At 59.4% G+C, this 22,420-nt stretch carries 22 protein-coding genes; 11 read left to right on the forward strand and 11 right to left on the reverse strand.

Features of this window, described 5'->3' with window-relative positions:
* The first annotated feature begins 241 nt into the window (after positions 1-241).
* Together ACR0KG_RS07140 and ACR0KG_RS07145 are read left to right on the forward strand one after the other, a co-directional pair.
* On the forward strand, positions 242-832 hold the full coding sequence (locus tag ACR0KG_RS07140; protein WP_480826853.1) for a DUF4167 domain-containing protein: 591 nt from the start codon (positions 242-244) through the stop codon (positions 830-832).
* 234 nt (positions 833-1,066) lie between these two features.
* Positions 1,067-1,624, forward strand: coding sequence for a hypothetical protein (locus ACR0KG_RS07145; RefSeq protein ID WP_480826854.1), 558 nt, complete (start codon positions 1,067-1,069; stop codon positions 1,622-1,624).
* Positions 1,625-1,821: 197 nt separating this feature from the next.
* Here the strand turns inward: ACR0KG_RS07145 and rsmA are convergent, their stop codons facing one another.
* The 5 genes from rsmA to lptG all read right to left on the reverse strand — a co-directional run bounded on the left by rsmA (position 1,822) and on the right by lptG (position 8,214).
* Positions 1,822-2,664, reverse strand: a complete 843-nt coding sequence (rsmA, locus tag ACR0KG_RS07150) for a 16S rRNA (adenine(1518)-N(6)/adenine(1519)-N(6))-dimethyltransferase RsmA (RefSeq protein WP_480546979.1) — start codon at positions 2,662-2,664, stop codon at positions 1,822-1,824.
* Positions 2,665-2,748: 84 nt separating this feature from the next.
* Complete coding sequence (gene pdxA / locus ACR0KG_RS07155; protein ID WP_480546981.1) at positions 2,749-3,714, reverse strand: 4-hydroxythreonine-4-phosphate dehydrogenase PdxA; 966 nt, start codon at positions 3,712-3,714, stop codon at positions 2,749-2,751.
* Positions 3,711-4,964 (reverse strand): peptidylprolyl isomerase, encoded by a 1,254-nt coding sequence (locus ACR0KG_RS07160; protein ID WP_480546983.1) that lies wholly within the window; start codon positions 4,962-4,964, stop codon positions 3,711-3,713. Before ACR0KG_RS07160 ends, pdxA begins: the two co-directional genes overlap by 4 nt.
* A complete protein-coding gene (locus ACR0KG_RS07165) occupies positions 4,955-7,114 on the reverse strand; it encodes an LPS-assembly protein LptD (protein WP_480546984.1) in 2,160 nt (719 codons plus the stop codon). The genes ACR0KG_RS07160 and ACR0KG_RS07165 overlap by 10 nt, the downstream gene beginning before the upstream one ends.
* Complete coding sequence (lptG, locus tag ACR0KG_RS07170) at positions 7,114-8,214, reverse strand: LPS export ABC transporter permease LptG (RefSeq protein ID WP_480546986.1); 1,101 nt, start codon at positions 8,212-8,214, stop codon at positions 7,114-7,116. The genes ACR0KG_RS07165 and lptG overlap by 1 nt, the downstream gene beginning before the upstream one ends.
* Before the next feature lie 229 nt (positions 8,215-8,443).
* On the opposite strand from lptG, the gene ACR0KG_RS07175 reads away from it, so the two are divergent.
* Genes ACR0KG_RS07175 through ACR0KG_RS07185 form a run of 3 tightly spaced genes read left to right on the forward strand, consistent with a single transcriptional unit; the run spans position 8,444 to position 11,453 of the window.
* Positions 8,444-9,910, forward strand: a complete 1,467-nt coding sequence (locus tag ACR0KG_RS07175; RefSeq protein ID WP_480826855.1) for a leucyl aminopeptidase — start codon at positions 8,444-8,446, stop codon at positions 9,908-9,910.
* Between the two features lie 3 nt (positions 9,911-9,913).
* Entirely contained in the window at positions 9,914-10,372 is a 459-nt protein-coding gene (locus tag ACR0KG_RS07180; protein WP_480546990.1) for a DNA polymerase III subunit chi, read from the forward strand.
* Positions 10,373-10,406: 34 nt separating this feature from the next.
* Positions 10,407-11,453: an aldo/keto reductase gene (locus tag ACR0KG_RS07185; RefSeq protein ID WP_480826856.1), complete on the forward strand. Its 1,047-nt coding sequence runs from the start codon at positions 10,407-10,409 to the stop codon at positions 11,451-11,453.
* 72 nt (positions 11,454-11,525) lie between these two features.
* Here the strand turns inward: ACR0KG_RS07185 and ACR0KG_RS07190 are convergent, their stop codons facing one another.
* On the reverse strand, positions 11,526-12,512 hold the full coding sequence (locus ACR0KG_RS07190; protein ID WP_480826857.1) for a GlxA family transcriptional regulator: 987 nt from the start codon (positions 12,510-12,512) through the stop codon (positions 11,526-11,528).
* A gap of 131 nt (positions 12,513-12,643) precedes the next feature.
* Here ACR0KG_RS07190 and bcoG point away from each other — a divergent pair, with 131 nt between their 5' ends.
* From bcoG to ACR0KG_RS07205, 3 genes are all read left to right on the forward strand, one after another.
* Positions 12,644-13,561, forward strand: coding sequence for a 3-dehydrocarnitine:acetyl-CoA trimethylamine transferase BcoG (gene bcoG, locus ACR0KG_RS07195; RefSeq protein WP_480826858.1), 918 nt, complete (start codon positions 12,644-12,646; stop codon positions 13,559-13,561).
* Between the two features lie 117 nt (positions 13,562-13,678).
* Positions 13,679-15,142 carry a carnitine 3-dehydrogenase gene (locus ACR0KG_RS07200; protein WP_480826859.1) on the forward strand — a complete coding sequence of 488 codons (1,464 nt, stop codon included), beginning with the start codon at positions 13,679-13,681 and terminating at the stop codon, positions 15,140-15,142.
* Complete coding sequence (locus ACR0KG_RS07205) at positions 15,139-15,900, forward strand: SDR family oxidoreductase (protein WP_480546997.1); 762 nt, start codon at positions 15,139-15,141, stop codon at positions 15,898-15,900. Before ACR0KG_RS07200 ends, ACR0KG_RS07205 begins: the two co-directional genes overlap by 4 nt.
* Positions 15,901-15,906: 6 nt before the next feature.
* Here ACR0KG_RS07205 and ACR0KG_RS07210 read toward each other — a convergent pair whose 3' ends face one another.
* Positions 15,907-16,089, reverse strand: coding sequence for a hypothetical protein (locus ACR0KG_RS07210; protein ID WP_353006831.1), 183 nt, complete (start codon positions 16,087-16,089; stop codon positions 15,907-15,909).
* 85 nt (positions 16,090-16,174) lie between these two features.
* Positions 16,175-17,047, reverse strand: a complete 873-nt coding sequence (locus ACR0KG_RS07215; RefSeq protein ID WP_480546999.1) for a helix-turn-helix domain-containing protein — start codon at positions 17,045-17,047, stop codon at positions 16,175-16,177.
* 108 nt (positions 17,048-17,155) lie between these two features.
* Between ACR0KG_RS07215 and ACR0KG_RS07220 the strand changes: the two genes are divergently transcribed.
* Genes ACR0KG_RS07220 through ACR0KG_RS07230 form a run of 3 tightly spaced genes read left to right on the forward strand, consistent with a single transcriptional unit; the run spans position 17,156 to position 19,178 of the window.
* Positions 17,156-17,359 (forward strand): DUF2061 domain-containing protein, encoded by a 204-nt coding sequence (locus tag ACR0KG_RS07220; protein ID WP_480826860.1) that lies wholly within the window; start codon positions 17,156-17,158, stop codon positions 17,357-17,359.
* Positions 17,352-18,254, forward strand: a complete 903-nt coding sequence (locus ACR0KG_RS07225; RefSeq protein WP_480826861.1) for a fatty acid desaturase — start codon at positions 17,352-17,354, stop codon at positions 18,252-18,254. The genes ACR0KG_RS07220 and ACR0KG_RS07225 overlap by 8 nt, the downstream gene beginning before the upstream one ends.
* Positions 18,255-18,275: 21 nt before the next feature.
* Complete coding sequence (locus ACR0KG_RS07230) at positions 18,276-19,178, forward strand: EamA family transporter (RefSeq protein WP_480542673.1); 903 nt, start codon at positions 18,276-18,278, stop codon at positions 19,176-19,178.
* On the opposite strand, the gene ACR0KG_RS07235 is transcribed toward ACR0KG_RS07230, so the two are convergent.
* From ACR0KG_RS07235 to ACR0KG_RS07245, 3 genes are all read right to left on the reverse strand, one after another.
* Positions 19,175-20,533: a DEAD/DEAH box helicase gene (locus ACR0KG_RS07235; RefSeq protein WP_480826863.1), complete on the reverse strand. Its 1,359-nt coding sequence runs from the start codon at positions 20,531-20,533 to the stop codon at positions 19,175-19,177. The two genes, ACR0KG_RS07230 and ACR0KG_RS07235, sit on opposite strands and share 4 nt — an antisense overlap.
* A gap of 184 nt (positions 20,534-20,717) precedes the next feature.
* Complete coding sequence (locus tag ACR0KG_RS07240) at positions 20,718-21,647, reverse strand: glycosyltransferase family 2 protein (RefSeq protein WP_480826864.1); 930 nt, start codon at positions 21,645-21,647, stop codon at positions 20,718-20,720.
* Entirely contained in the window at positions 21,644-22,399 is a 756-nt protein-coding gene (locus tag ACR0KG_RS07245) for a hypothetical protein (protein ID WP_480826865.1), read from the reverse strand. Before ACR0KG_RS07245 ends, ACR0KG_RS07240 begins: the two co-directional genes overlap by 4 nt.
* Positions 22,400-22,420: the final 21 nt, after the last annotated feature.

Genomic DNA, 22,420 nt, shown 5'->3' on the forward strand with positions numbered 1-22,420 from the left:
AAACCAGAAACTGAGGCCGAAAAACGCCGGTTTATGTAAAAAACCTGCGAAAATTCTGAGAATCCTCTTGTCTGCCGGTGCTGGACATGTTTACTCAAGATTAGTCGGCGAGGTTGACGCTGTTGCAGCGCACCCCTGACGCCAAGCCCAAAAAGTCGAGATTCCGTCGCGGCAAACGCCTAAGAGCAGTGCAAAAACGGGGTTGATCGACAGCGTATGTATAAGGCTGACGAAAAGTAAGATGAGATCTTCCAAATCCCGCTCGCGGGCAAAGAACAACCGCAATCGTCCTTCCGGCGGTAACGTCGTTAACCGTGTTTTTGACAGCTCGGGCCCCGAAGGCAAAGTGCGCGGTACCCCGCAGCAGATCATTGATAAATACAACCAGCTTGCGCGCGATGCGCAACTGTCCAACGACCGTGTTGCGGCCGAGAACTTTCAACAACACGCGGAGCATTATCTGCGCATGTTGAGCGAAGCGCAGCGTGAAATCGAAGCCCGCCGCGAAGAGCAGGAACGCCAGAATCGCGAACGTCAGGCCGAGCGAGATCGCGAACGCGCCGAACGCCAGGAACGCGAAGCGGCCCGTCAGGCGGACCCTGCCGAGGCACCTCAGCCCGATGTCATGGGTTTTGACGCGCCCGCAGCTTCTCCGGAATCGGGTCTGGTGGAAACACCTGAAAATCAAGGTAGTGATGCCGAAGCCCCTGAGCCGAAAGAGCGCAAGGAAAAAGCCCCGCGTCGCCCGCGTCAGCGTAAGCCGAAGCCTACGGCTGAAACCAATGATGAGCCAGCGGCAAACGGCGGCGACACGCCCGAAGCGGCGGAGTGAGATAGAGACAAAATCCGAAGAAGCCCTGCCGATAAACGCAGGGCTTTTTGTTGGATGTTATCATTGTGACTATACTCTCTGCTGCGGGAGCGGTCGGGTCGAATTCAACGCAAGCCGCAGCGCGTTTGGACGTCGGGAAATCTGTGACAGCAGGGCCATCGCGTATTGAGAGTTTGTGCGAACTTCCGCAGGATGGCGCCTGTGCCGCTAGCATAAACCATCCCGGGGGGTAGAGTGACTGAAATTGCCGAAGGCGAGCCATATTTCGATGTGCGTCAATCCGTTCGGGGTAGAAACCGAACACGGCTCATCATAGCTCCGTTGTTTGCAGTGGGTCTAATCTGGTTTGGGATACGGCTGCTGTCTGAAGACAAGATCCTGTCACTCGATATTGACGCAATCGAAGCGTTGACCGTTTGGTCCTTTTTCGGCGCTATGATGATAGGCACGGGGATTTACAGGTTGTTGAAGGAATTGGTCTTCGCGCTGCGCGCGCGGTCAACGACGGGCGAGTGGCATTTTCGACTTACTGACCGCGATCTGCTTTGGCAGGTCCCTGATCACGCACATGGCAAAGAGGATGGTTTCGCCGCGCCGTTAACGGAGATCGAGCGGATAGAACTCAAGACCATTCAAAAACAAGAAGACATGGATGTGCGTCAGTATTGGGTGCATTTCCACGCGCGGGATCCCATCCAACTCAGGTCATTCTCCGGCGTCAGCCTGTCTTGGTTGGTTGATAAAATACGGGCCGTTGGGGTGCCCTATGAGGAAACGTTTGAAAACTATTAGTTTCGCTCGGGCAGAACGCACCTTGGTGCGCTCAAAGAGCGACTAAGTCCCTTGAAACGTCAGCCTTTGTCACAGCGACGTAAATGGCTGCTTTATCTTGCTCAGCGGAAATATGCGTGTCGGTGTATGTCCATTCCCCGACGAATGAAAAGACCGGTTTTCGAGTTCGCGTGACCTTACAAGTCAGGTTCTCATTGTCAGCCTTTACAGATTTCCCGGGCCAAGGCACAAAACGCCTCCAACGGCACTTGTTCTGCGCGTTCGGTGGGTTTGATCCCGGCGGCGATCAGGCGGTCTTCGATATCCAGGGCCACACCTTTCAGAGAAGCGCGCAGCATTTTGCGGCGTTGGTTGAACGCTGCTGCGACAACGCGGGATAGGGTTGCGGCGTCTGCGGGGTAGCGCGGTTCGGGCAGGGCACTCAGGTGGACCACGGCGCTGGAGACCTTGGGTGGTGGCGTGAACGCGCCAGGGGGCAGGGACATGGCAATGCGAGCCTCGGCCCGCCATTGAGCCAGGATGGCGAGGCGGCCATAGGCTTTATTGCCCGGTTGGGCGACGATGCGTTCGGCCACTTCGCGTTGGAACATCAGGGTCAGGCTTTGCCAGAAGGGTGGCCATTGGGGTGGCGTAAGCCAGCGAACCAGAAGCTCGGTGCCTACATTATAGGGCAGGTTGGCGGCGATGCGGATCGGAGGGGTCAGGTGTTCGAGCGGGTCGATTTCCAGCGCGTCGCCGTTGATCACCTCAAGCTGGCCGGGATAGGCGGCGGCGATGTCGTTCAGCGCTGCGATACAGCGCGTGTCTTTTTCCACCGCAACCACCTTGCGCGCGCCCTCAGAAAGCAACCCCCGGGTCAGGCCGCCGGGGCCGGGGCCGATTTCCAGCACATCGCATTGGGTCAGATCCCCGGCCTGACGCGCAATCTTGGCGGTCAGGTTGAGGTCGAGCAAGAAGTTCTGGCCCAGCGATTTGCGGGCTGAAAGCTGGTGGGTGGCGATGACCTCGCGCAGCGGAGGCAGGGTGTCGATAGCGCTCATGATCCGGTTACAGTCGCGCGGATTGATGGGACAGCGCCAGACGTTTTTTGCCTCCGGCGGGGATATTTTTAGCTAGGTGAAGGATCAAGAGCTTTGTGCCATGCGTTGGGCGAGTTTCAGGGCCTCAATCAGGCTGGTGGGATTGGCGATGCCTTGCCCGGCGATATCCAGTGCGGTGCCATGATCGGGCGAGGTGCGGATGAAAGGCAGGCCCAGCGTGACATTCACGCCCCGGTCGAAATCCAGTGTTTTGATCGGGATCAGGGCCTGATCGTGATACATGGCGATAGCGGCGTCATAACGGGCGCGGGCGGCGGCGTGGAACAGCGTATCCGCCGGGTGCGGGCCGGTGACGGTGTAATCGGGGCTGTCTAAGCCTTTCAGCAGCGGGGCGATCCAGTCCAGCTCCTCTGTGCCCATCTTGCCGCCTTCGCCTGCGTGCGGGTTCAGCCCCGCGACGGCGATCCGGGGATGTGTGATGCCGAACTGCTGTTGCAGGCCTTGCGCGGTCAGCGCGATGGTTTGGGTCAGCAAATCTGGTGTCAGTTCCTGTGGCACACGCGCGAGCGGGATGTGGATCGTGGCCGGCACGACGCGCAGCTGCGCGCTGGCCAGCATCATCACCACATGTTGGCGCCCGGCCAGAGCGGCGAGAAACTCGGTATGGCCGGGGTAGGCGAAATCGGCCCCGTCGATCAGCGCTTTTTTGTTGATAGGCGCCGTACAGAGGGCCGAGGCCGCGCCCGATTGAGCCAAAGAAACGCCGCGCTCGATTGCGTCAATGACCGAGGGCGCATTGGCCGGTTCCGGTTGGCCCGGGATGTTGGAGACCGGGAAATCCACGTGCAGAACGGGCAATGTTTGGGCGCTTGCGTCCAGCGCGTCAGCCGGATCGGTGATCCGGGCTAAGGGCGTACCTGGGGGCAGATGGGTGGCATCGCCAATCAGGAAAAACGGGCAGTCATCGCGCAGCTCTGCCCAGGCTTTGGCGGCGATCTCCGGACCTATTCCAGCCGGGTCGCCACAGCTGAGCGCGATGGGCGCAATCATTGCTCGACGATAGTGGCGTCGGCGCGTAGCTGTTCCAGAAGGCTTTCTGAGAAGGCTTGCAAGCGCTGCTGTGTCAGGGCGTTGGCCACGTCGACGCGCGAGGTATCTTCACCCAGATCGCGGGTGCGGTTGCACAGCATCAGAAACACCAGCGTTTGACCGTTGTTGCGGGTCAGGGTAGTCGATACTTCGTTCCGGTCTAGCTTGGCCAGTTCAACGGCGATATCGCGCGGGATATCGGAGGGGGCGGCTTCGGTCCGCTCCAACACGTCGGCGGGTTGTCCTTTGGCAATGCCATAAAGATCATCGCAGGTGTCAATCTCTTCGCTCAGGCGCGCGGCCTGCGCCAGCGCGTCCGCACTGCGACCACCAGGCAAGTAGTAGATTGCATAATCGATCTTCGAATAGCTGGGGGCGCCAGCTGCGACTTCGCGCACGCCGCGCATCTGGAACAGCGCAATGGCGTTCGGCAAGGTCAGTGGTTCCGTTATCTCACCGTTTTTGAGGCCCAGAAGCACGGGTTGCAGCGCGGGCGGTAGGTTACTGATGTTCAACCAGTCCAGACGACCGCCATTGTTGCGGGTGTCAGCGGCTGAATATTGCGCTGCCGCTGCCGAGAAGGCGTCATACCCTTCGAGGCGCGAGATTTCTTCTGCCAGCCGCTCCGCCTGCGCAACGGTTTGCTGATTCACCGGGATAATGATCTCGGAGAGCAGAACCTGCAGACCACCACCGCCGGATTGACCCAGGGCCCGGTTGATCTCGTCTTCGCTGGGGCGGGCCTGCGACAGGAAGCGTGCGCTGATATAGTCGCGCCATGACAATTGATCCGCAACAAAATCACGAACGGTTTCAGGCTCGATACCCGCTTCGCTGAGCAGTTGCAGGAACTGTTCAGTGCTGAACTGGCCGCGAGCGGCGAGCTGGTCAATACCCACCTGGACATCTTCAGGCGCGGCCTGAACGCCAGCCTCGCGCATGGCTTGCTGGCGCAGGCGGTCGTCGATTAGGGCCTGACGCACTTCTGCCTCGGTTCCACCCGGCACACCCAGCGCGTTCAGGAACTCCAGCCGTTGCTCAAGCTCAAACCAGGTGATGATATCCTGATTGACGCGGATCGCAGGGGAAAACAGGCTTTGCGCACTGGCCTGCGGGACAGAGACTGCCAAAACAACGGCAGCCAACGCCGATGAGATCGAACGGGCGCATCCGCCCCGGAGAAACCTGAAGAAACCTGAAATCAACTGCATTTTCTCTTGTACGTCTTTCCGCCGCCTTCAACGGCATATCCTGTCAGCGTAACGGTAAACCCGAATTCGGTCGAAGGCTCAATAGTCGTTGTTGAGGTAAAGCGTCTGTTTACGGACATGTTAAACTGAACGCATTCGTTCTGATAAGTCACACCCAGCCCCAGGCGGATGGGTTCGGAATTGGCAAGATCGTAGCGGGCCGAAGCACGCGTCAGCCAGTTCTGATCGATTTGGTGCCGCCCGCGCAACCAGATCTCGGACACTTCTTCATCCAGATTTTCAGCCGGATCAGGCTCTTGCCAGACATAGCTGCCTGATATTGCGCTGAACTCGCCTGTCCAGGCGCCGCGCAGCTCGGCGCGTGTAAAACTGAAATCGCTTTCGATCAAGCCGCGCCCGGCCAGCGACCAGCCATTGGCGGTTTTAATCTGGCCAGCCACCAGCAGATCGGATTTGGTACCCTGCAGGCCCGAGGTCAGGTTGAAATTCGGGTCAGCATCGGCGCGAAAGACCTGACCGATTGTGGCCAAGGCCTGCCATCCGTTCGATTTGTAACGCGCCCAATTGACGCCAACCACCGCTGTTGCCCCGTCTTCGCGCTGATCTTCGGCCGGAAAGCGGGACAGGGACAACAGATTGCCCTGATCGAATTCCTGAAAGGTGCTTTCATCGTTCGGAACATCCGTGTCCGAAACATCGGTCCAGCCGAATTGCACGATTGGTTCCAGAAACTGGGTCGCACCGGTTTGCTCGCGCCGTGTCATGGGATAGCGCAGGGTCAGCGCCGCGCGGGGCGTGGTGCGCGTGACGTTGCTGGGAAATGCGTCGTCATTACGGATGTTAAACGTATCAATTGCAGCGCCGATCTGGGCATCCGCGCGCAGCCCCGATGCAAAGGTCCAGCTGCGCAGCCATTCCGCATCAAACGTCGCGCGCGCGATATCGCGCCCGACAACATTCTCGTCACTGGTGCGTTCATGGGCATGAGCCACAAAGCCAAGCCGCATTTCGCCGCCGACCGTGTTTGGGAAGAACCGCTTCTCGTAGTTCAGGTCAAACACGCGCGAGGGGATCTCATCCTGTTCCTCACTGTCGCGTAGTGTTTTATAGTGGATCAGGCTGGTCCTGAAGGCGGTGTCGCGCTTGATCCGGGTCAGCGCGATCTCACTGCGCAGCCGGTCGAGATCGGGCAGGCCGTAATCCGCCAGATAGGCATCGTCCGAGGTGGTCTTGAGGTCGAATGTCAGCCGGAAGTCATTCCTGAGATTGAAGAAGCCGTTGGCAAACAGATAGCCACGATCCTGATCGCGCTGCACATCATCGCGGGTATAGGCACCTTCGAACTGGATGCGTCCGTTCACGAAGGCTTGCCGATAGCGATAGCCCAGCGTTCGGGTGCTGGCCGAGACAAACGGTGTCAGCGTCAGGTCCTTGTTGTCGCCCAGCTTGATGAAGTATGGCACTTGCAGACCCAGACCCAGCTGTGAGGTTCTGCGGAAGGATGGTGCCAGAAACCCGGTCGCGCGTTCAAGCGTCGGGTCGGGCAGGCGCAGATATGGAAAATAGAAGACCGGGTAGTCCAGCACGCGCAGCTGCGCGCCTTCAAAGTAAAGCTGCCGCTCTAGCTGATCATGGGTCACTTTGCGCGCCCGGATTTGCCAAAGCGGAGGTTTGCCATTTGCACAAACATGGCAGGAGGTGGCCGCGACCTTGCTGAACTGTGTGTAGCGCCCCGAGGCGCGCCGCGCCTGAACCGAGGCGACCTGAACCTGCTGATCGAATACCATACGCGCACCGATCAGCAACCCGTTTTGCAAGCCATCATCCAGCTCGGCTGAATCTGCCAGCAAGGTTGTCCGCCCGCCCTGATCGATCCGAATGGGTCCCTCAAGCGACAGTTTTCCGGTTTCGCGGTCAAAGGTGATGCGCTGCGCGCTGACCTTGGCATCGCCCTGAAACGCCTCGACATTGCCTTCGGCGACCAGCACGCGTTCGGGCGTGATGAATATCTTATCCGCGACCAACAGGGCGGGCTCATCCTGTTGGGTGGCCTGATTGGTCGCAGGTGCTGGCGCAGTTTGAGCCAGCAGCGCAGCAGGGGCCGTGACAGCCAGGGCGCTCGCCATCAGCGCAGACAGAATGCGCGGCATCAGCCGTCCTCCGCATGTAGCAACAAGCCGAGCGACAGAAAGATGGCAGCAACGGGCGGTGCCCAGGCGGCGACGTAGATGGGCAATTGTCCGTTTTCCCCGAGTATTTGCGCAAAGTTGCGCACGAAATAAATGGCAAACCCCAACAATACCGCGGTCAGAACCGCAACGCCGGTGCCGCCGAAGCGTACATGGCGCATGGTAAAGGCTGCGCCGATCAGAACCATCGAAACCAAAAAGAACGGGCGGGCCAGTTGGACTTGTAGCCAGACCTCATATTGTTTGGTCGAGAAGCCGGCCTCGCGCAGGTCCGCTATCAATTGGGGCAAATCGTAGACCGACACAGAATCCTGCTGCCCCAGCGTATCCAGAATACGTTGGCGGGTCAGCGTCGTCGGAAGGTCAAGCTGAGCATGCTCAACCGAGTGTGTCTCGGGGTTCTGGCCGTCTTCAAGGTTCCAGACTTTAGCATTGCTTAGGACCCAGCTGCCATCGATCAATCGGGCCTGTTCAGCGGCAATCTGTTGTGTTGGTTTTCCGTCCGGGTTGAATGAAACGATGGTCACATCGCTCAATTTCAACTCATCGCCATTTGCTGTGCCGCGCGCGTGTATCACGGCCTGGCCCGTCTCGGTGCTTTGGCGCAGCCAAAGACCCTCGCCGCTGATCGACAGCGCTGAGCTGCCATTGTTTCGATAGGAATCAGAAAGGCGGTTGTACTCTTCAGAGGTAGCTGCTGCGATCGGGTTCAGAAGCGTCACGGCTAGGGCCCCGATCACAAGCGCCAGCAAGACCGGCGCTACCAGCGCGCGTATGCCGGATCGGCCAGTCGCGCGGGTTACCACCAGTTCCGAGGTGCGCGCCAACCCGACAAACAGCGCTATGGTTGCCAGGATCACCAGCAAGGGCAGCATTTCGCTGATCGCGGCAGGTGTGTTCAGCAAGGTCAGCTGCAACAAGCGGCCAAAAGACAGATCAACCTCGTCGAACCGGCGCACTTGTTCGATCAAGTCGATCAGAATCATCAGGGTCAGAAAGATGCCCCCAATGACCAGAAAACTCTGCATGAAGCGGCGAGCGAAATAGCGATCCAAAATCACAAGCGCGACCCCGCAGGGTTTGCAGCGTTGGCGCTCAGGTCAATATTGCCCTTGCATAAACCCATGCGCGACGGTCTATGCCTGCGCTGTCGTGCCACTGTCGTCTCCCCCGAGCCTGCCGGATATTTTTGGGGGACCTTAATGCAATTGGCGGTCAGGGAAAACTGCTATCTGGTCAAGCCGGGCGGCGCGGGCTAGGTCTTGGGGAACACAGTTTCAGGAGCGCGCAATGAGCAGTCTAGTCCCAATCCGTTTTCAAGCCTTCGACGTGGAAGCCATGGCGCAGGCCGAAGGGCGCGTTACGATCGTGGTTCCAGCTGACCGCAAGATGAGCCCGGCAGCCCGACGGGCCAATCGCCTGACCAAAGGGGCCGTTGCCCGATTGGTTGAAAGCGATGCGTTTGGCAAGGCAAAAACCGGCGATGTCATCTCGCTGGCCTGGCCGGTTGGAATGGCTGCCGAGGCTCTGGATGTTCTGGTCCTGCCTCGCCGCCCCGAGGCAGATGAGGCGCGCAAGGCCGGTGCTGCGTTGGCCAAACTGGCGGGCGGGCGCGATATGCTGGTGATGGCGGGCAATCAGGCACGGGCCGAGCATCTGGCGATGGGGATCGCCCTGCGCAGCTATGATTTTGATGCGCATAAAACTAAGGATAGCGACGCCGCGGGCTCGGTCACAATCTCTTGCAACAAGCCTGAAGAGGCCGAGGCCCAGTTCGCACCGATGTATGCGGTTGCGGATGGGGTGCGGATGACCCGTGATTTGACCAATGAGCCTGCAAATGTCCTGACAACCAGCGAATTTGCCGCCCGTCTGGACGAGATGAAGTCTCTGGGCCTTGAGGTCGAAGTGCTAGACGAAGACAAACTAGCTGAGCTGGGCATGCGTACTTTGCTTTGCGTGGGGCAGGGTTCGGACAGCCCGTCCAAAGTGGTGGTGATGCAGTGGAACGGAGGCGACAAGGACGATGCGCCTCTGGCTCTGGTCGGAAAGGGCGTTGTGTTCGATACCGGGGGTATCTCGCTTAAACCCGCTGGCGGTATGGAAGACATGACCATGGATATGGGCGGTGCGGGCGTTGTCGCGGGCACCATGCGCGCGCTGGCCAAACGCAAAGCCAAGGCCAATGTTGTGGGGCTTGTAGGTCTGGTTGAAAACATGCCCTCGGGCAATGCCACGCGACCGGGTGATGTGGTCAAATCGATGAAGGGCGACACGGTCGAGATCATCAACACCGACGCCGAGGGGCGTTTGGTTCTATGTGACGTCATGTGGTACGCGCAGGAACGGTTCGCGCCTGTTGGCATGATCGATTTGGCCACTTTGACGGGTGCGATCATCATCGGGCTGGGGCATGAGAATGCCGGTGTGTTCTCGAACAACGACACCTTCTGTGACGCCTTCCTGAAATCGGCCAAGGCCGAAGATGAAGGCGCATGGCGGATGCCGTTGGGCGATGCCTATGACAAGCTGCTGAAATCGCGCATCGCGGATATGAAGAATGTGGGCGGGCGGCCTGCGGGCTCGATCACGGCGGCGCAGTTCCTGCAGCGGTTCGTCAAGGATGACACGCCGTGGATTCATCTGGACATCGCCGGGGTGGCCTCGGTCGCGTCCGAGACCTCCTACGCTCCGAAAGGGGCCACCGGCTGGGGTGTCCGTGCGCTCAGCCGCTTTGTGCAGGACAATTTCGAGTAGACCATGGGCGCCGTCTATTTCTACCACCTGACCCAAAGGCCGCTTGAGCAGACTTTACCAGTGCTGCTGGATAAGGCGCGGCAGGCCGGGTGGCGGATTGCGGTGCGGGGCACTGATCCTGCCCGGCTGGATTGGCTGGACGAAAAGCTGTGGCTGGGCCCCGAGGAGGGGTTCTTGCCCCATGGCCGCTCGGGTGGTCCGCATGATGCGATGCAGCCGATCCTGCTGACCTCGGACATGCAGACGAGCAACGAGGCGACATGTGTGATGTCGGTGGACGGGGCCGAAGTGGCCCCGGATGAGGTTGCCGCGCTGGAGCGGGTCTGTATCCTGTTTGATGGCAATGACGATCAGGCCGTGCAACATGCGCGCGGCCAGTGGAAAACCCTGACGCAGGCGGGCTGTTCGGCGCAATATTGGTCCGAGGAATCGGGCCGTTGGGAAAAGAAAGCCGAGGCTTAGCGCGCGGCTGGTTTAGAAATCAGGAGAGTGACGGATGGAAATGAAGCCTTTGGGCCGCAGCGGCATCATGGTGTCTGACCTGTGTCTGGGAACGATGACCTTTGGAACCCAGACCTCGGAAGCCGAGGCGCATGCGCAGATGGATCTGGCGCTGGGGGCGGGGATCAACTTTGTTGACGCGGCCGAGATGTACCCGGTCAACCCGATCTCAAAGGAAACGGTGGGCCGAACCGAAGAGATATTGGGGAACTGGAACGCCGCAAATGCCGCGCGACGGGGTGACTATGTGCTTGCCACCAAGCATTCGGGTGCTGGCTTTGCCCATGCCCGGGACGGAGCGCCGATTTCGGCGCAGACCATTCCCGAGGCAATCGAGGGATCGCTGCGGCGGTTGCAGACCGACTATATCGACCTCTATCAGTTTCACTGGCCCAATCGGGGCAGTTACATGTTCCGTCAGGACTGGAACTACGCCCCCTCGGGCCACAACACCGATGAGGTGCTGGAGAACATGCGGGGCTGTCTTGAGGCGCTGCAGGCGCAGGTTGACAAGGGCAACATCCGGGCTTTCGGTCTGTCGAATGAAAGCGCCTGGGGCACGGCGCAGTGGTTGCGGTTGTCCGAGCAGATGGGCGCGCCCCGTGTGGCGTCGGTGCAGAATGAATACTCGCTGCTGTGCCGCCACTTCGATACGGATATGGCTGAGCTCAGCATGCACGAAGATGTGGGCCTGATGGCGTTTTCGCCGCTGGCCACCGGGTTGTTGACTGGAAAATATCAGGGGGGTGCAGTGCCCGCAGGATCGCGCAAGTCGATCTCGCCCGAACTGGGTGGGCGCGACTCGGACCGTGTTTATGATGCTGTGGCGGCCTATCTTGAGATAGCGTCGGGCCATGGATTGGACCCGACCCATATGGCACTGGCCTGGTGCCGGACCCGGCCTTTTGTGATGTCGTCAATCTTTGGTGCGACGACGGTGGCACAGTTGGAGCATATTCTGGCCGGTGACAACTTGGTGCTGTCGTCAGAAGTTCTGAACGCTATTGGTCAGGCGCACCGCGCGCATCCCATGCCGTTCTAGGGGGCTCTGCCCCCGCCGCGCGTTCGCGCGCCTCCCTCGGGATATTTTTTGGCCAGATAAAGGGGAATCCGGTCAGTGATGGGTGTGGGGCGCACGCTCGTGCCTGAGGTCGCGGGCCGACAGGCCGTGGGCTGTGCGGAAGGCGCGGGCAAAGCTGGATTGTGAAGCGAAGCCGGTGGCCAGTGCCACATCCATCAGCGGCATATCGGTGTCGATGACCAGACGGCGCGCCTCGGCCAGCCTGAGTTGTAGGTAGTGGTCCTGTGGCGTGGTGTTCAGACGCAGGCGGAATTGCTGTTGCAATGTGCGTGGGCTGGTGCCCAACTGATCTGCGATTGAGGCAAGCGGTAGCGGATCGTCGAGCGAGGCTTGCATCAAGTTGTTTGCCTTTGAAGTCAGTGGGGTATGGCGGTGCGGGGCGCCGGTGCGGCTTTGCGGTTTGGTTGGTTCGGGTGCGCCGTCATAGAGGAACAGGCCCGAGACCCTCGCGGCGAAACCTGCGCCATGGCGGGCGGCGATGATATGCAACATCATTTCTACTGCCGGGATGGCGCCGCCGGATGTCAGGCGATTGCCGGACACGGTGAAGCGATCCGGGCGAACATCGATATCAGGGAAACGGGTGGCGAAGTTGTCGAGGTCTTCCCAATGGGTTGTGGCGGCGTGGCCGTTCAGAAGGCCAGCCTCGGCCAGCAGCCACGGCCCGCCATCAATCCCGGCCATTGTCGCGCCGGTGCTTGCGATACGGCGCAGCCCGGCCAGCAGGCTGGGGGTGGCGTGGCGGGCCAGCTGAAACCCGGCAACAACGATCATCAGGTCGCAGCTTTGCAGCCGGGCCAGCGGGATTCCCGGGACCGTCAAGGCGCTGGTCAGCATTGCAGGGTCCGATGTTGCGGTCACATAGTCCCAGTCAAAGGCCGGGCGGTCGGCCAGCCGGTTGGCCGCGCGCATCGGATCGACAGCCGAGGCAAAGCTGAGCGTGTTGCATTCGTCCAGCACCAGCACAGCCGTTTTCAGGGCGCGATGTTCTGGTTCCAGGATGTTTTTTGCGGATTTCATCAAGTTCGATTCGCATTCTGGCAAGTGTTTTTCCAAAGCTGCGTCAGACTTGCGCGCAACGCAAATCGATAACTGGGGAGAAGTCTGGGGAAAACCCGACGGGAACCTGGGTATAATCTGGGGAAAACGCCATGCCTTTGGAAATGAACCGCGAGGTCTTTATCACCTGTGCTGTAACCGGTTCGGGCGGAACGCAGGATCGCAGCCCGCATGTGCCGCGCTCGCCCAAGCAGATTGCCGAGAGCGCGATTGCGGCGGCCAAGGCGGGGGCCGCAGTGGTGCATTGCCATGTGCGCGATCCCGAGACCGGTGCGCCTTCACGCGATCTGGCGCTGTATCGCGAGGTGACGGACCGCATCCGGGATGCCGAGGTTGATGCCGTTCTGAACCTGACTGCGGGTATGGGTGGTGATATGGTGTTTGGCGCTGTTGAGACTCCGCTGCCTTTGGCAGAGGCCGGAACCGATCTGGTGGGTGCGAGTGAACGGGTCGCGCATGTGGCTGAATGTTTGCCCGAGATTTGCACTTTGGACTGCGGTACCATGAATTTTGCCGAAGCAGACTATGTCATGACCAACACGCCCGGCGCGCTGCGGGCAATGGGGCGGATGATGACCGATCTGGGTGTGAAGCCCGAGATCGAAGCCTTTGATACCGGCCATCTCTGGTTTGCCAAGCAGTTGGTGAAAGAGGGTGTTCTGGAGCCGAATGCTCTGGTGCAACTGTGTATGGGCGTGCCTTGGGGCGCGCCGGATGATCTGAACACCTTCATGGCGATGGTGAACAACGTCCCTGATGACTGGACCTTCAGCGCCTTCTCGCTGGGTCGGAACGAGATGGCGTATGTGGCGGCCTCGGTTTTGGCGGGCGGAAATGTGCGTGTCGGGTTGGAAGATAATCTGTGGCTCGAGAAGGGTGTGTTGGCTGAGAACTGGCAGTTGGTCGAACGGGCCGGGTCGATCATCGAAAATATGGGCGCACGGGTGATTGGACCTGAAGAAGTGCGTGAGAAGTTAGGGCTGGTGAAACGGGCACCGGTGACGAAGTAGGTACAACACCAGGCCGCGACCGATCCTAGGAGGGTGCGAATGCGCCCTCCCGTGGGGAGGGTCGGGCGCGGCCGGGTTCGGGGTGCGAACCCGGCGGGAAATTTGGAGGACAGGGCAATGAAAACCGCAGCGATCATTGGTGGCGGAGTTATTGGCGGCGGCTGGGCCGCGCGGTTCTTGCTGAATGGCTGGGACGTGCGTGTGTTTGACCCGGACCCCGAGGCCGAGCGTAAAATCGGTGAGGTTCTGGACAATGCACGGCGCTCGTTGCCGGGGCTGAGCGATGTGCCGCTGCCACCTGAAGGCGCGCTGACGTTTCATGCGGACATTGCGGAGGCTGTTCGGGATGCCACTTGGATTCAAGAGAGCGTGCCAGAGCGGCTGGACCTTAAGCTGAAGGTTTACAAAAGCCTACAAGAGGCCTGTGATCCTGAGGCGATCATCGGCTCGTCGACCAGCGGGTTCAAACCCTCGGAATTGCAGGACGACGCCTTGCGCCCCGAGCAGATCGTGGTGACGCATCCGTTCAACCCGGTCTATCTGCTGCCATTGATCGAACTGGTGCCCGCCGACAAGAACCCGCCCGAGATGGTTTCCAAGGCCAAGGATGTACTGACATCGGTCGGATTCTTCCCGCTGCATGTCAGAAAAGAGATCGACGCGCATATCGCGGATCGTTTCCTGGAGGCGGTCTGGCGCGAGGCGCTGTGGCTGGTCAAGGATGGTATCGCCACAACCGAAGAGATCGACGAGGCCATCCGCATGGGCTTTGGCATTCGCTGGGCGCAAATGGGACTATTCGAGACCTATCGCGTGGCAGGTGGCGAAGCTGGCATGCGGCACTTCATGGCGCAGTTTGGGCCCGCGCTGAAATGGCCTTGGACCAAACTGATGGATGTGCCCGAGTTCACAGATGAACTGGTCGATCTGATCGCAGATCAGTCGGATGCGCAATCCGGAATGCATTCGATCCGCGAGCTGGAACGTATCCGCGACAACAACCTTGTCGGCATGATGCGCTCGCTTAAGGCGCAAAATTACGGCGCGGGGGCCGTTCTAAACCAGCACGACGCGGCGCTGAAACCCGGTGCTTTGCCGACACTGGATCAGGCTGACCTGAGCCAGCCGATCCTGACCCTGTCGCGCGCGGTTCCTTTGGACTGGACCGACTATAACGGCCATATGAATGAGGCGAAGTATCTGGAGGCGTTTGCCGCCGCCACGGACCGCTTCATGGAAATCATCGGATGTGACATGGAGTACATCACCTCGGGCGGAAGCTACTTCACCGCCGAGAACCATATCCGGTATCTGGACGAAACCCATGCCGGAGCCCGGATCGAAGTGCGTACTCAGATGCTGTTGGGTCAAGGCAAGAAACTGCACGTGTTCCACAGCATGTATGAGGGCGACAAGCTTTTGGCGACGGGCGAGAGTTTCCTGTTGCATGTCGACCTTGAAACACGACGCCCCTCAGCACCTTCGGATCAGATCGAGGATGCGATGGCACGGATTACCCAGGCGCAAGCCGATCTGCCTTATCCCGAGGGGGCAGGTGCCGCGATCCGGAAACCCGTATGACGCAGCGGGTTCTGATCACGGCGGGTGCCTCGGGCGTCGGGCGCGCGATGGCCGAGGCGTTTGATGCCGCAGGGGCGCGGGTCTGGGTTGTCGATATCGACGATGCGGCGCTGAATAGCTGCCCGGAGAACTGGCAGACATGCAAAACCGATGTCTCGGATGAGGCGCAGGTGGCTGATTTGTTCGACCAGATTACCAAGGCGTGGGGCGGGCTGGATGTCCTCTGTGCTAACGCAGGTGTTGCCGGGCCAACGGCCTTGGTTGAGGATGTGTCTTTAAGTGATTGGAAAAATTGTCTTTCGGTCAATCTTGAAGGGGCGTTTTTGTGTTCGAAATACGCCGTTCCGATGCTCAAGAAACAAGCGCATGGGGCTGTTTTGATCACGTCATCGACGGCTGGACAGTATGGCTATCCGAACCGTTCGCCCTATGCTGCCGCGAAATGGGCCATGGTTGGATTGGGTAAGACGCTGGCGATGGAGCTTGGCCCGCACGGTATACGCTGTAACGTGATCTGCCCCGGTTCTGTCGAAGGTCCACGCATGGAAGGGGTCTTGCAGCGCGAGGCCGCCGCCAAGGGCATGACGCGCGATCAGGTCTACGAGGGCTATGCTTCGGGCACCTCGATGGGTCGTTTTGTTGAAGCGCGGGATATTGCTGATATGGCGGTATTTCTGGCCTCGGATGCGGCACGGCTGGTTTCGGGTCAGGTCATCGCCGTGGACGGACATACGGTCAATCCCGACCCGAAACTCTGACTTGGGTCAGCCTTGATTCGGGCCTCTGATCTGGCGGATCGTGCTGCGGACGGCTTGCCAGTCTTTGGCTTGCTGGGCGTTTCCGGCAGCTTCAGATTCGCGCATCTTTTGAGCGGCTTCCGCCTCGGCCCGGTCTCCATGAACCGAGTACAAGGCACGTGCATATTGCGCTGTTTTGAGTGCGTCCATTTCGGTCATCCTCCGTGGAATGTCTGAGGGTTCGCGCGGGTACTATACTACACGGCCAGTCGGATCGCACGATTGGGGGATTCCCTTAAGCGGTTGTCTGTTCAGCTTCGGCCCGCAATTCGCATAGATGCTGGGGGAAATGACGGGCGGTCATATCGGCTTCGCGGATCAGCGTGTCGAAATGGCGGGTAAACACCTCGATCCGGTCCCGGTCGCGGAACGCCATATAGTGGCTGCCGGCATAGAAGACGCACAACAGCGGGCCAAAGATCGTCACCGGTGCAGAATACAAGCGTTTTGCATCAAACAGATAGATCCGCAGACGCGGGTAGAGCTGTTCGCACAAGGCCAGAAGATGGTCGATCTGCTCCAGCCGAACTTCCAGCGGTAGGCCTTCGTAATAGCCTTCACCAAGGGCAAAGCTGCGGATTTCGAATAAGGGCATTGCGATCTCATAGTCCGATTGCGCACTGCGCATCCATGTTAGCCGATCCTCGGAGGCCCCAATTGCCTGATCCGCCGTGCGGCCCAGATGCGGGGCGTATTCCCATTCCAGCACGGCGCGGGTCTTGAGCATATCGGGCAGGGTGGCCGGGACATAGCGGATTTTGTAGCCCGCAGCCTCTTGATGCCATTGGAAAATCCGCTCATCCACCAATGCGCGCGGGGCCTCTGTCATGCTGAGGGACCCGGCCAACAGTTCCGCCGCGCTTTCGGGTCGGTCTGATAGGCTGAGAAGCCAATCGGCCGAAACCCCCAGTGCTGCTGCGCAGCCACCAATCACATGGGCATTGGGCAGGCGCGCGCCGTCATCCGCCAGCAGTTGCGAGACGGTAGACCGGTCCACGCCAATGCTGCGGGCCAGGGCGCTTTGGCTGGTTTGGCGGTCTTCCATCGCGCGGGCCAAGCGTAGGCGAAACTGCGCAGCGCGCACGCGTTTGTCGAGTTTTTCATCCATGTGTTTGAAAATATCACATTTGATGAATTTTGTTAATCATATTCAGAATTCCCAACAGGCCACCCCGTAGGTAACGCTTTTGTGAGAACAATAAAAACGGGGTCCGGAATGGAGACGCGACGAAGATCGGTCGTGAAGGCATTGATTTGGAACGTCATGGGGTTGGCGGTCATGACTGTGGTCGGTCTGATTGCCACCGGGTCAGCGGCTGTTGGCGGCGCGTTGGCACTGGTCAATACGGCCATCGGTGTGACGATGTATGTCGCGTATGAACGGGTCTGGGCAGGGATTACGTGGGGCCGCAATGGCTGAACCAACGCTGCCTAAAACGCCTGAATGGGGGACATTTGCGCTGATTGTAGCCTGTTACGCCACCTGGTTGGCGGGTTTGTTCTGGCTGGCCGCCTGGTCCCTATGGCTGGCCATCCCGGCCTTGGGTCTGGTTGCTGCCTTGCATTCCTCACTGACGCATGAGGCATTGCATGGGCATCCGTTTCGCGCCAAATGGCTGAACGAGGCGCTGATGACCCTGCCGCTGACCTTGTTCATCCCGTTCAACCGCTTCCGCGATCTGCATCTGGCGCATCATCAGGATGCCAACCTGACAGACCCCTATGACGACCCCGAAACGAACTATTTGGACCCTAAAGTTTGGGCGCGATTGTCGTGGTGGCAAAAGCGGCTGTTTGTGACCAACAATACGCTTCTGGGCCGGATCGTGCTGGGCCCGGCAATCGGACAAGTAATGTTTCTGCGCGATGAATGGCAGGGGATGATCCGAGGGGACCGCGCGATACTTCTGGCTTGGGCGATGCATATCCCCGGCGTAGCGGTGGTTTTGTGGGTGGTCGCGCAATCGGCGATGCCGATCTGGGCCTTTGTCCTATCAGCCTACATCGGGCTGGGTCTGGTCAAAATCCGGACCTTTCTGGAACACCGTGCGCATGAGAAATCTCGCGCTCGGACGGTGATTGTCGAAGACCGCGGGCTGCTAGCCTTTCTGTTTTTGAACAACAACCTGCACGTTGTTCATCACATGAACCCTTCGGCCCCATGGTACCGTCTGCCTGCACTCTATCAGGCAGGGAAAGACCGATATCAGGCTTGCAACGAAGCCTATGTCTATCGCTCATACGCGCAGATTTTCAAAGAATACTTCTGGCGCGCGAAAGATCCGGTGGCGCATCCGCTCTGGCCAAAGCCCTGATTTCACGACAGAAGGGACGCCATGAGTTTATGGATTCCCGTTACCATCGCCGCCGCTTCGTTCCAGACGGTGCGGTTCATGCTGCAGAAGTCGCTCAGCAGCGTGAAACTATCCGCCGCCGGCGCAACCTTTGCACGGTTTGCCTATTCGATGCCATTGGCGGTTTTAGGGCTGCTCGTCACGCTGTGGGTGACGCAGGCTGCGATACCATCCCTGACCGCACAGTTCTGGCTATTCGTAGCCATTGGCGGGACGGCGCAGATTTTGGCGACCATCTGCGTGGTGGCCCTGTTCAAACAACGCAATTTTGCAGTTGGGATCACCTTTAAGAAAACCGAAGTGATTCAAACGGCAATCGTCGGGTTTCTGGTGCTTGGGGATGAGGTTTCTGCCGGGGCGCTTGGTGCGATCCTGCTGGGGTTGTTGGCGGTTCTGGTGCTGTCCAAAACACCGGGCGGGGACGGAGCGTGGTGGCGTCATTTGACCAACCGCGCGTCGCAACTTGGCCTTGGCTCAGGCGTTCTGTTCGCATTCTCGGCCGTCAGTTATCGCGGTGCATCACTGGAGCTTGGTGACATCGACGCATGGTTCCGCGCCCTGATCACTCTGGCGGCGGTGGTCACGTTTCAGTTTCTCAGCATGGGGCTGTGGCTGCTCTGGCGGGATCGGGCCGAGTTGCTGGCCGTCTGGGAGACACGATCCACCGGCGTCTTCGTTGGATTGACCAGCCTTGGCGGGTCGTTCTGCTGGTTTCTGGCCTTTACGCTGCAGAACGCGGCCTATGTCAAAGCACTAGGGCAGGTAGAGCTAATCCTCAGCCTTTTGGCTTCGATCCTGTTCTTCCGTGAGACAATCAGCCGGCGCGAAATCGCCGGGATGGGCTTGCTGGGTATCTCAATACTGGCGCTGGTACTGGCGATCTAGCTGGCGCGACGCTCGTCGAAGCTGAGCGCGATGAAGCTGGGCAGATGGTCGCCCATGCCGACAACCTTTGGGCCATGGTCGTCCCGACGACCACGCCCCTTGGCAGGCTTGTCCTGCTTGCGCTCATCTGTCTTGCGGTCGTGCTTTTTGTCGTCCGAAGATCTGGTCTTTTTCTCTGGCTTTGAGGCCTCTGGCTTGGGCTCTTCCTTCACCGGATTGTCTATGCGCGGGATGTCCTTCTGGATCAGCTTCTCAATCGCATCCAGAGCCTTCTCATCACGACCCGAGCAGATCGTTACGGCCTTGCCTTCGCGTCCGGCTCGGCCTGTACGGCCAATGCGGTGAACGTAATCCTCGGCATGACCGGGCACGTCGAAATTGAACACATGGCTGACCGAAGGAATATCCAAGCCCCGCGCGGCGACATCAGAGGCCACCAGCAGGCGTAAAGACCCATCACGGAAGCCATCCAGCGTTTTCATCCGCTGTGACTGATCCAGATCGCCATGGATCGCAGCGGCGTTATAGCCGTATTTCTTCAGTGACTTGGCGCAGATATCCACGTCCGTCTTGCGGTTGCAGAAGATGATCGCGTTGGTGCACTTGTCACCTTCGGCGTCGATCAGCGCGCGCAGAACCTTGCGTTTGCCGCTGGCCTCGCGATCCCGGCGACCGCCTTTGAACATGACGACACCCTGTTCGATGGTCTCGGACGCGGTGGCCTGGCGGGCAACCTCGATCCGGGCGGGGGCGGACAGGAACGTGTCGGTGATCCGCTCAATCTCGGAGGCCATGGTGGCCGAGAAGAACAGCGTCTGGCGCGTGAATGGCGTCAGCGAGAAGATGCGTTCGATATCAGGGATAAAGCCCATATCCAGCATCCGGTCGGCCTCATCCACCACCATGATCTGCACGCCGGTCAGCAGCAGCTTGCCGCGTTCGAAATGGTCCAGCAAACGGCCCGGAGTTGCAATCAGAACGTCAACGCCCCGATCGATCAGCGCATCTTGTTCCTTGAAGCTGACACCGCCAATCAGCAACGCCTTGGTCAGCTTTACATTCTTGGCATAGGTGTCGAAATTTTCAGCCACCTGCGCGGCCAACTCACGCGTCGGGCACAAAACCAGCGAGCGCGGCATGCGCGCACGGGCGCGGCCACGGGCCAGAAGGGTGATCATAGGCAGCGTGAAGCTGGCGGTCTTGCCCGTACCAGTCTGAGCAATCCCGAGAACATCGCGCCCTTCAAGCGCAGGTGGTATCGCGCCTTCCTGGATCGGAGTGGGGCTTTCGTATCCGGCTTCCTCAATGGCTTTGAGGACCTTCGGGTTCAGGTTCAGTTCGTTAAACTTTGTCATGTATGTCCGGTTCATGCGGACACTTGACCTGGCCCGCGCGTCTGAAAAATGCCGGGCCCGGATGGCCATGCGCTTTTTGCGCATTTCGGCTTGGGCGCGGACATAACAAAAAGGTAGGTCAGGGTCAAACAAAGACCAGCCTGTCACACATGCTAGGCGTCAATGCGGGATTCTACGCAACAATTCAGCCACTTCCGGGGAAATGTTCTGCGATTTTCTGGCTCAGGTTCAATGGCCTGTGCCGGATCAGGCCGTAACGTTCCAACCGCGTGCGCACGTCAGGGTCCTGACCGCTGATCTCGGCATAGAAGGCGCGCAGACCGTCCATGCCTTGTTCATCCTTGATCCAGCTGAACAACTCATTCTTGTTCAAGCCACCTTTTTCGCGCGGCACGTTGGGCGACATGCCGGGCTGATAAGACCCTCTGGTCATCCGAAATTCATAGTGCGCGATCCAGTGTTCCCAATCCGGTGCGTGACGGTGGCAGAGTTCAAACTGAGGCTGTTCGTGCTTGCAGGGTAGTAGTTTCTTGTTCTGAAACAGGTTGTGTATCCGAAAGCTGAGGTTTTCCAGCCCTGTACGCACGATCAACTTTCCCTGCACATGACTCAGGAACCCGCCCAGCACAAAGGCGCCGTATGTTGGGTAGATCTCTTGCACAAGCGCCTCGCGGGTGGGGCTTTTAGGGATATGCGCCTTATACAGGTCATCACCGCCTGATATCGCCTCTGACGGCCGCACGCGGACCGCCGGGATATCTTGCGGGACTGTAGCCAGCACATCCGCGACGGGCTCTGACGTCCACAAAAACTCATCCACATCGATATGGGCCATCCAGTCCAAATCCGCACGTCGATAGGTATGGGTCGCGATAAAGGTCTGGCGAATCTGGTGCTTGTCCGGGCGTCCGCGCGTGCGTTTTGACCAGAATGCATCATCGCACGACTGCACCTGCACCTTTGGATGCTGGCTGAGCGCCTGAAAGGCAGCCGGGTTCGGTTCGTCCAGAAAGATGTAAAGCCGGTCCGCCCCCAGATCGAGGTGATGCGCCGCAAAGCCGAGGATATCCTCGGCCCGGCCACGGACCATCGAGACGATACCCCAACGGGTCATGTGCGGGACCGCAGCGTCGCGCGGCGGTTGCGCATGTGTTTTAGTCGACGGAATACGGTGCCGGGATCGGCGTTTAACGCTGTAAACAAATGATCGGCGAGCGGCGCGATTGTCGGGTCATTCAGGGCTTTGGTCCAGATGGGCGCGATCAGATTGGTATCCAGCCCGCCGGTATCCAAAGAGAATGATTTCATTTGCAGGGGCAAGGGCGTGTGGACCTTGTTGCGCGATCCATAGGCAGTTTCTGGCGCCGTGCCGGAAAACAGGCGTTCGTATTCGTAAATCTTCATCAACCCAAACAGCATGCGCAGGGCTTGCCCGACCTCGCGCTGTGTTGGGGTTTGCCCGTGATCGGCGAAGGTCTGGACCGAGGAGACGAGCCAGCGCAGGTCCAGCACAGACAGAAGATGCGCGGATTGTTCAGCCCAGAGCCGCTGAAACAGATCGGGGGCCTGGCGCGGGAACGATCGTTTGCGCAGATTTGCAACAAGTTGGGCGTTCAGAAAGGCGAGTTCTGACCGTCCTATGAACTCTTCCGCGATTTTCACGCGTTTGCGATCCCATGAGGACTGTACATCCAAAGGCGGCAATTCAGTTGCGCTTTGCGGAACGGTTTGTCCGGCCAGTGCCTCAAGGTCTGCTTCTAGCGGGGGCAGCGTGTTCGCGCCGAACTCAAACGGGGTCCGGCGCTTGTCATAGCCATCCAGCATGTCGGGCAGGCGGCCGGGAAAGGTCAGGTCGTCATCGCTCATACCTGCAGGATTGCACAGCCT

The organism is Ruegeria sp. H4 (assembly GCF_056533065.1).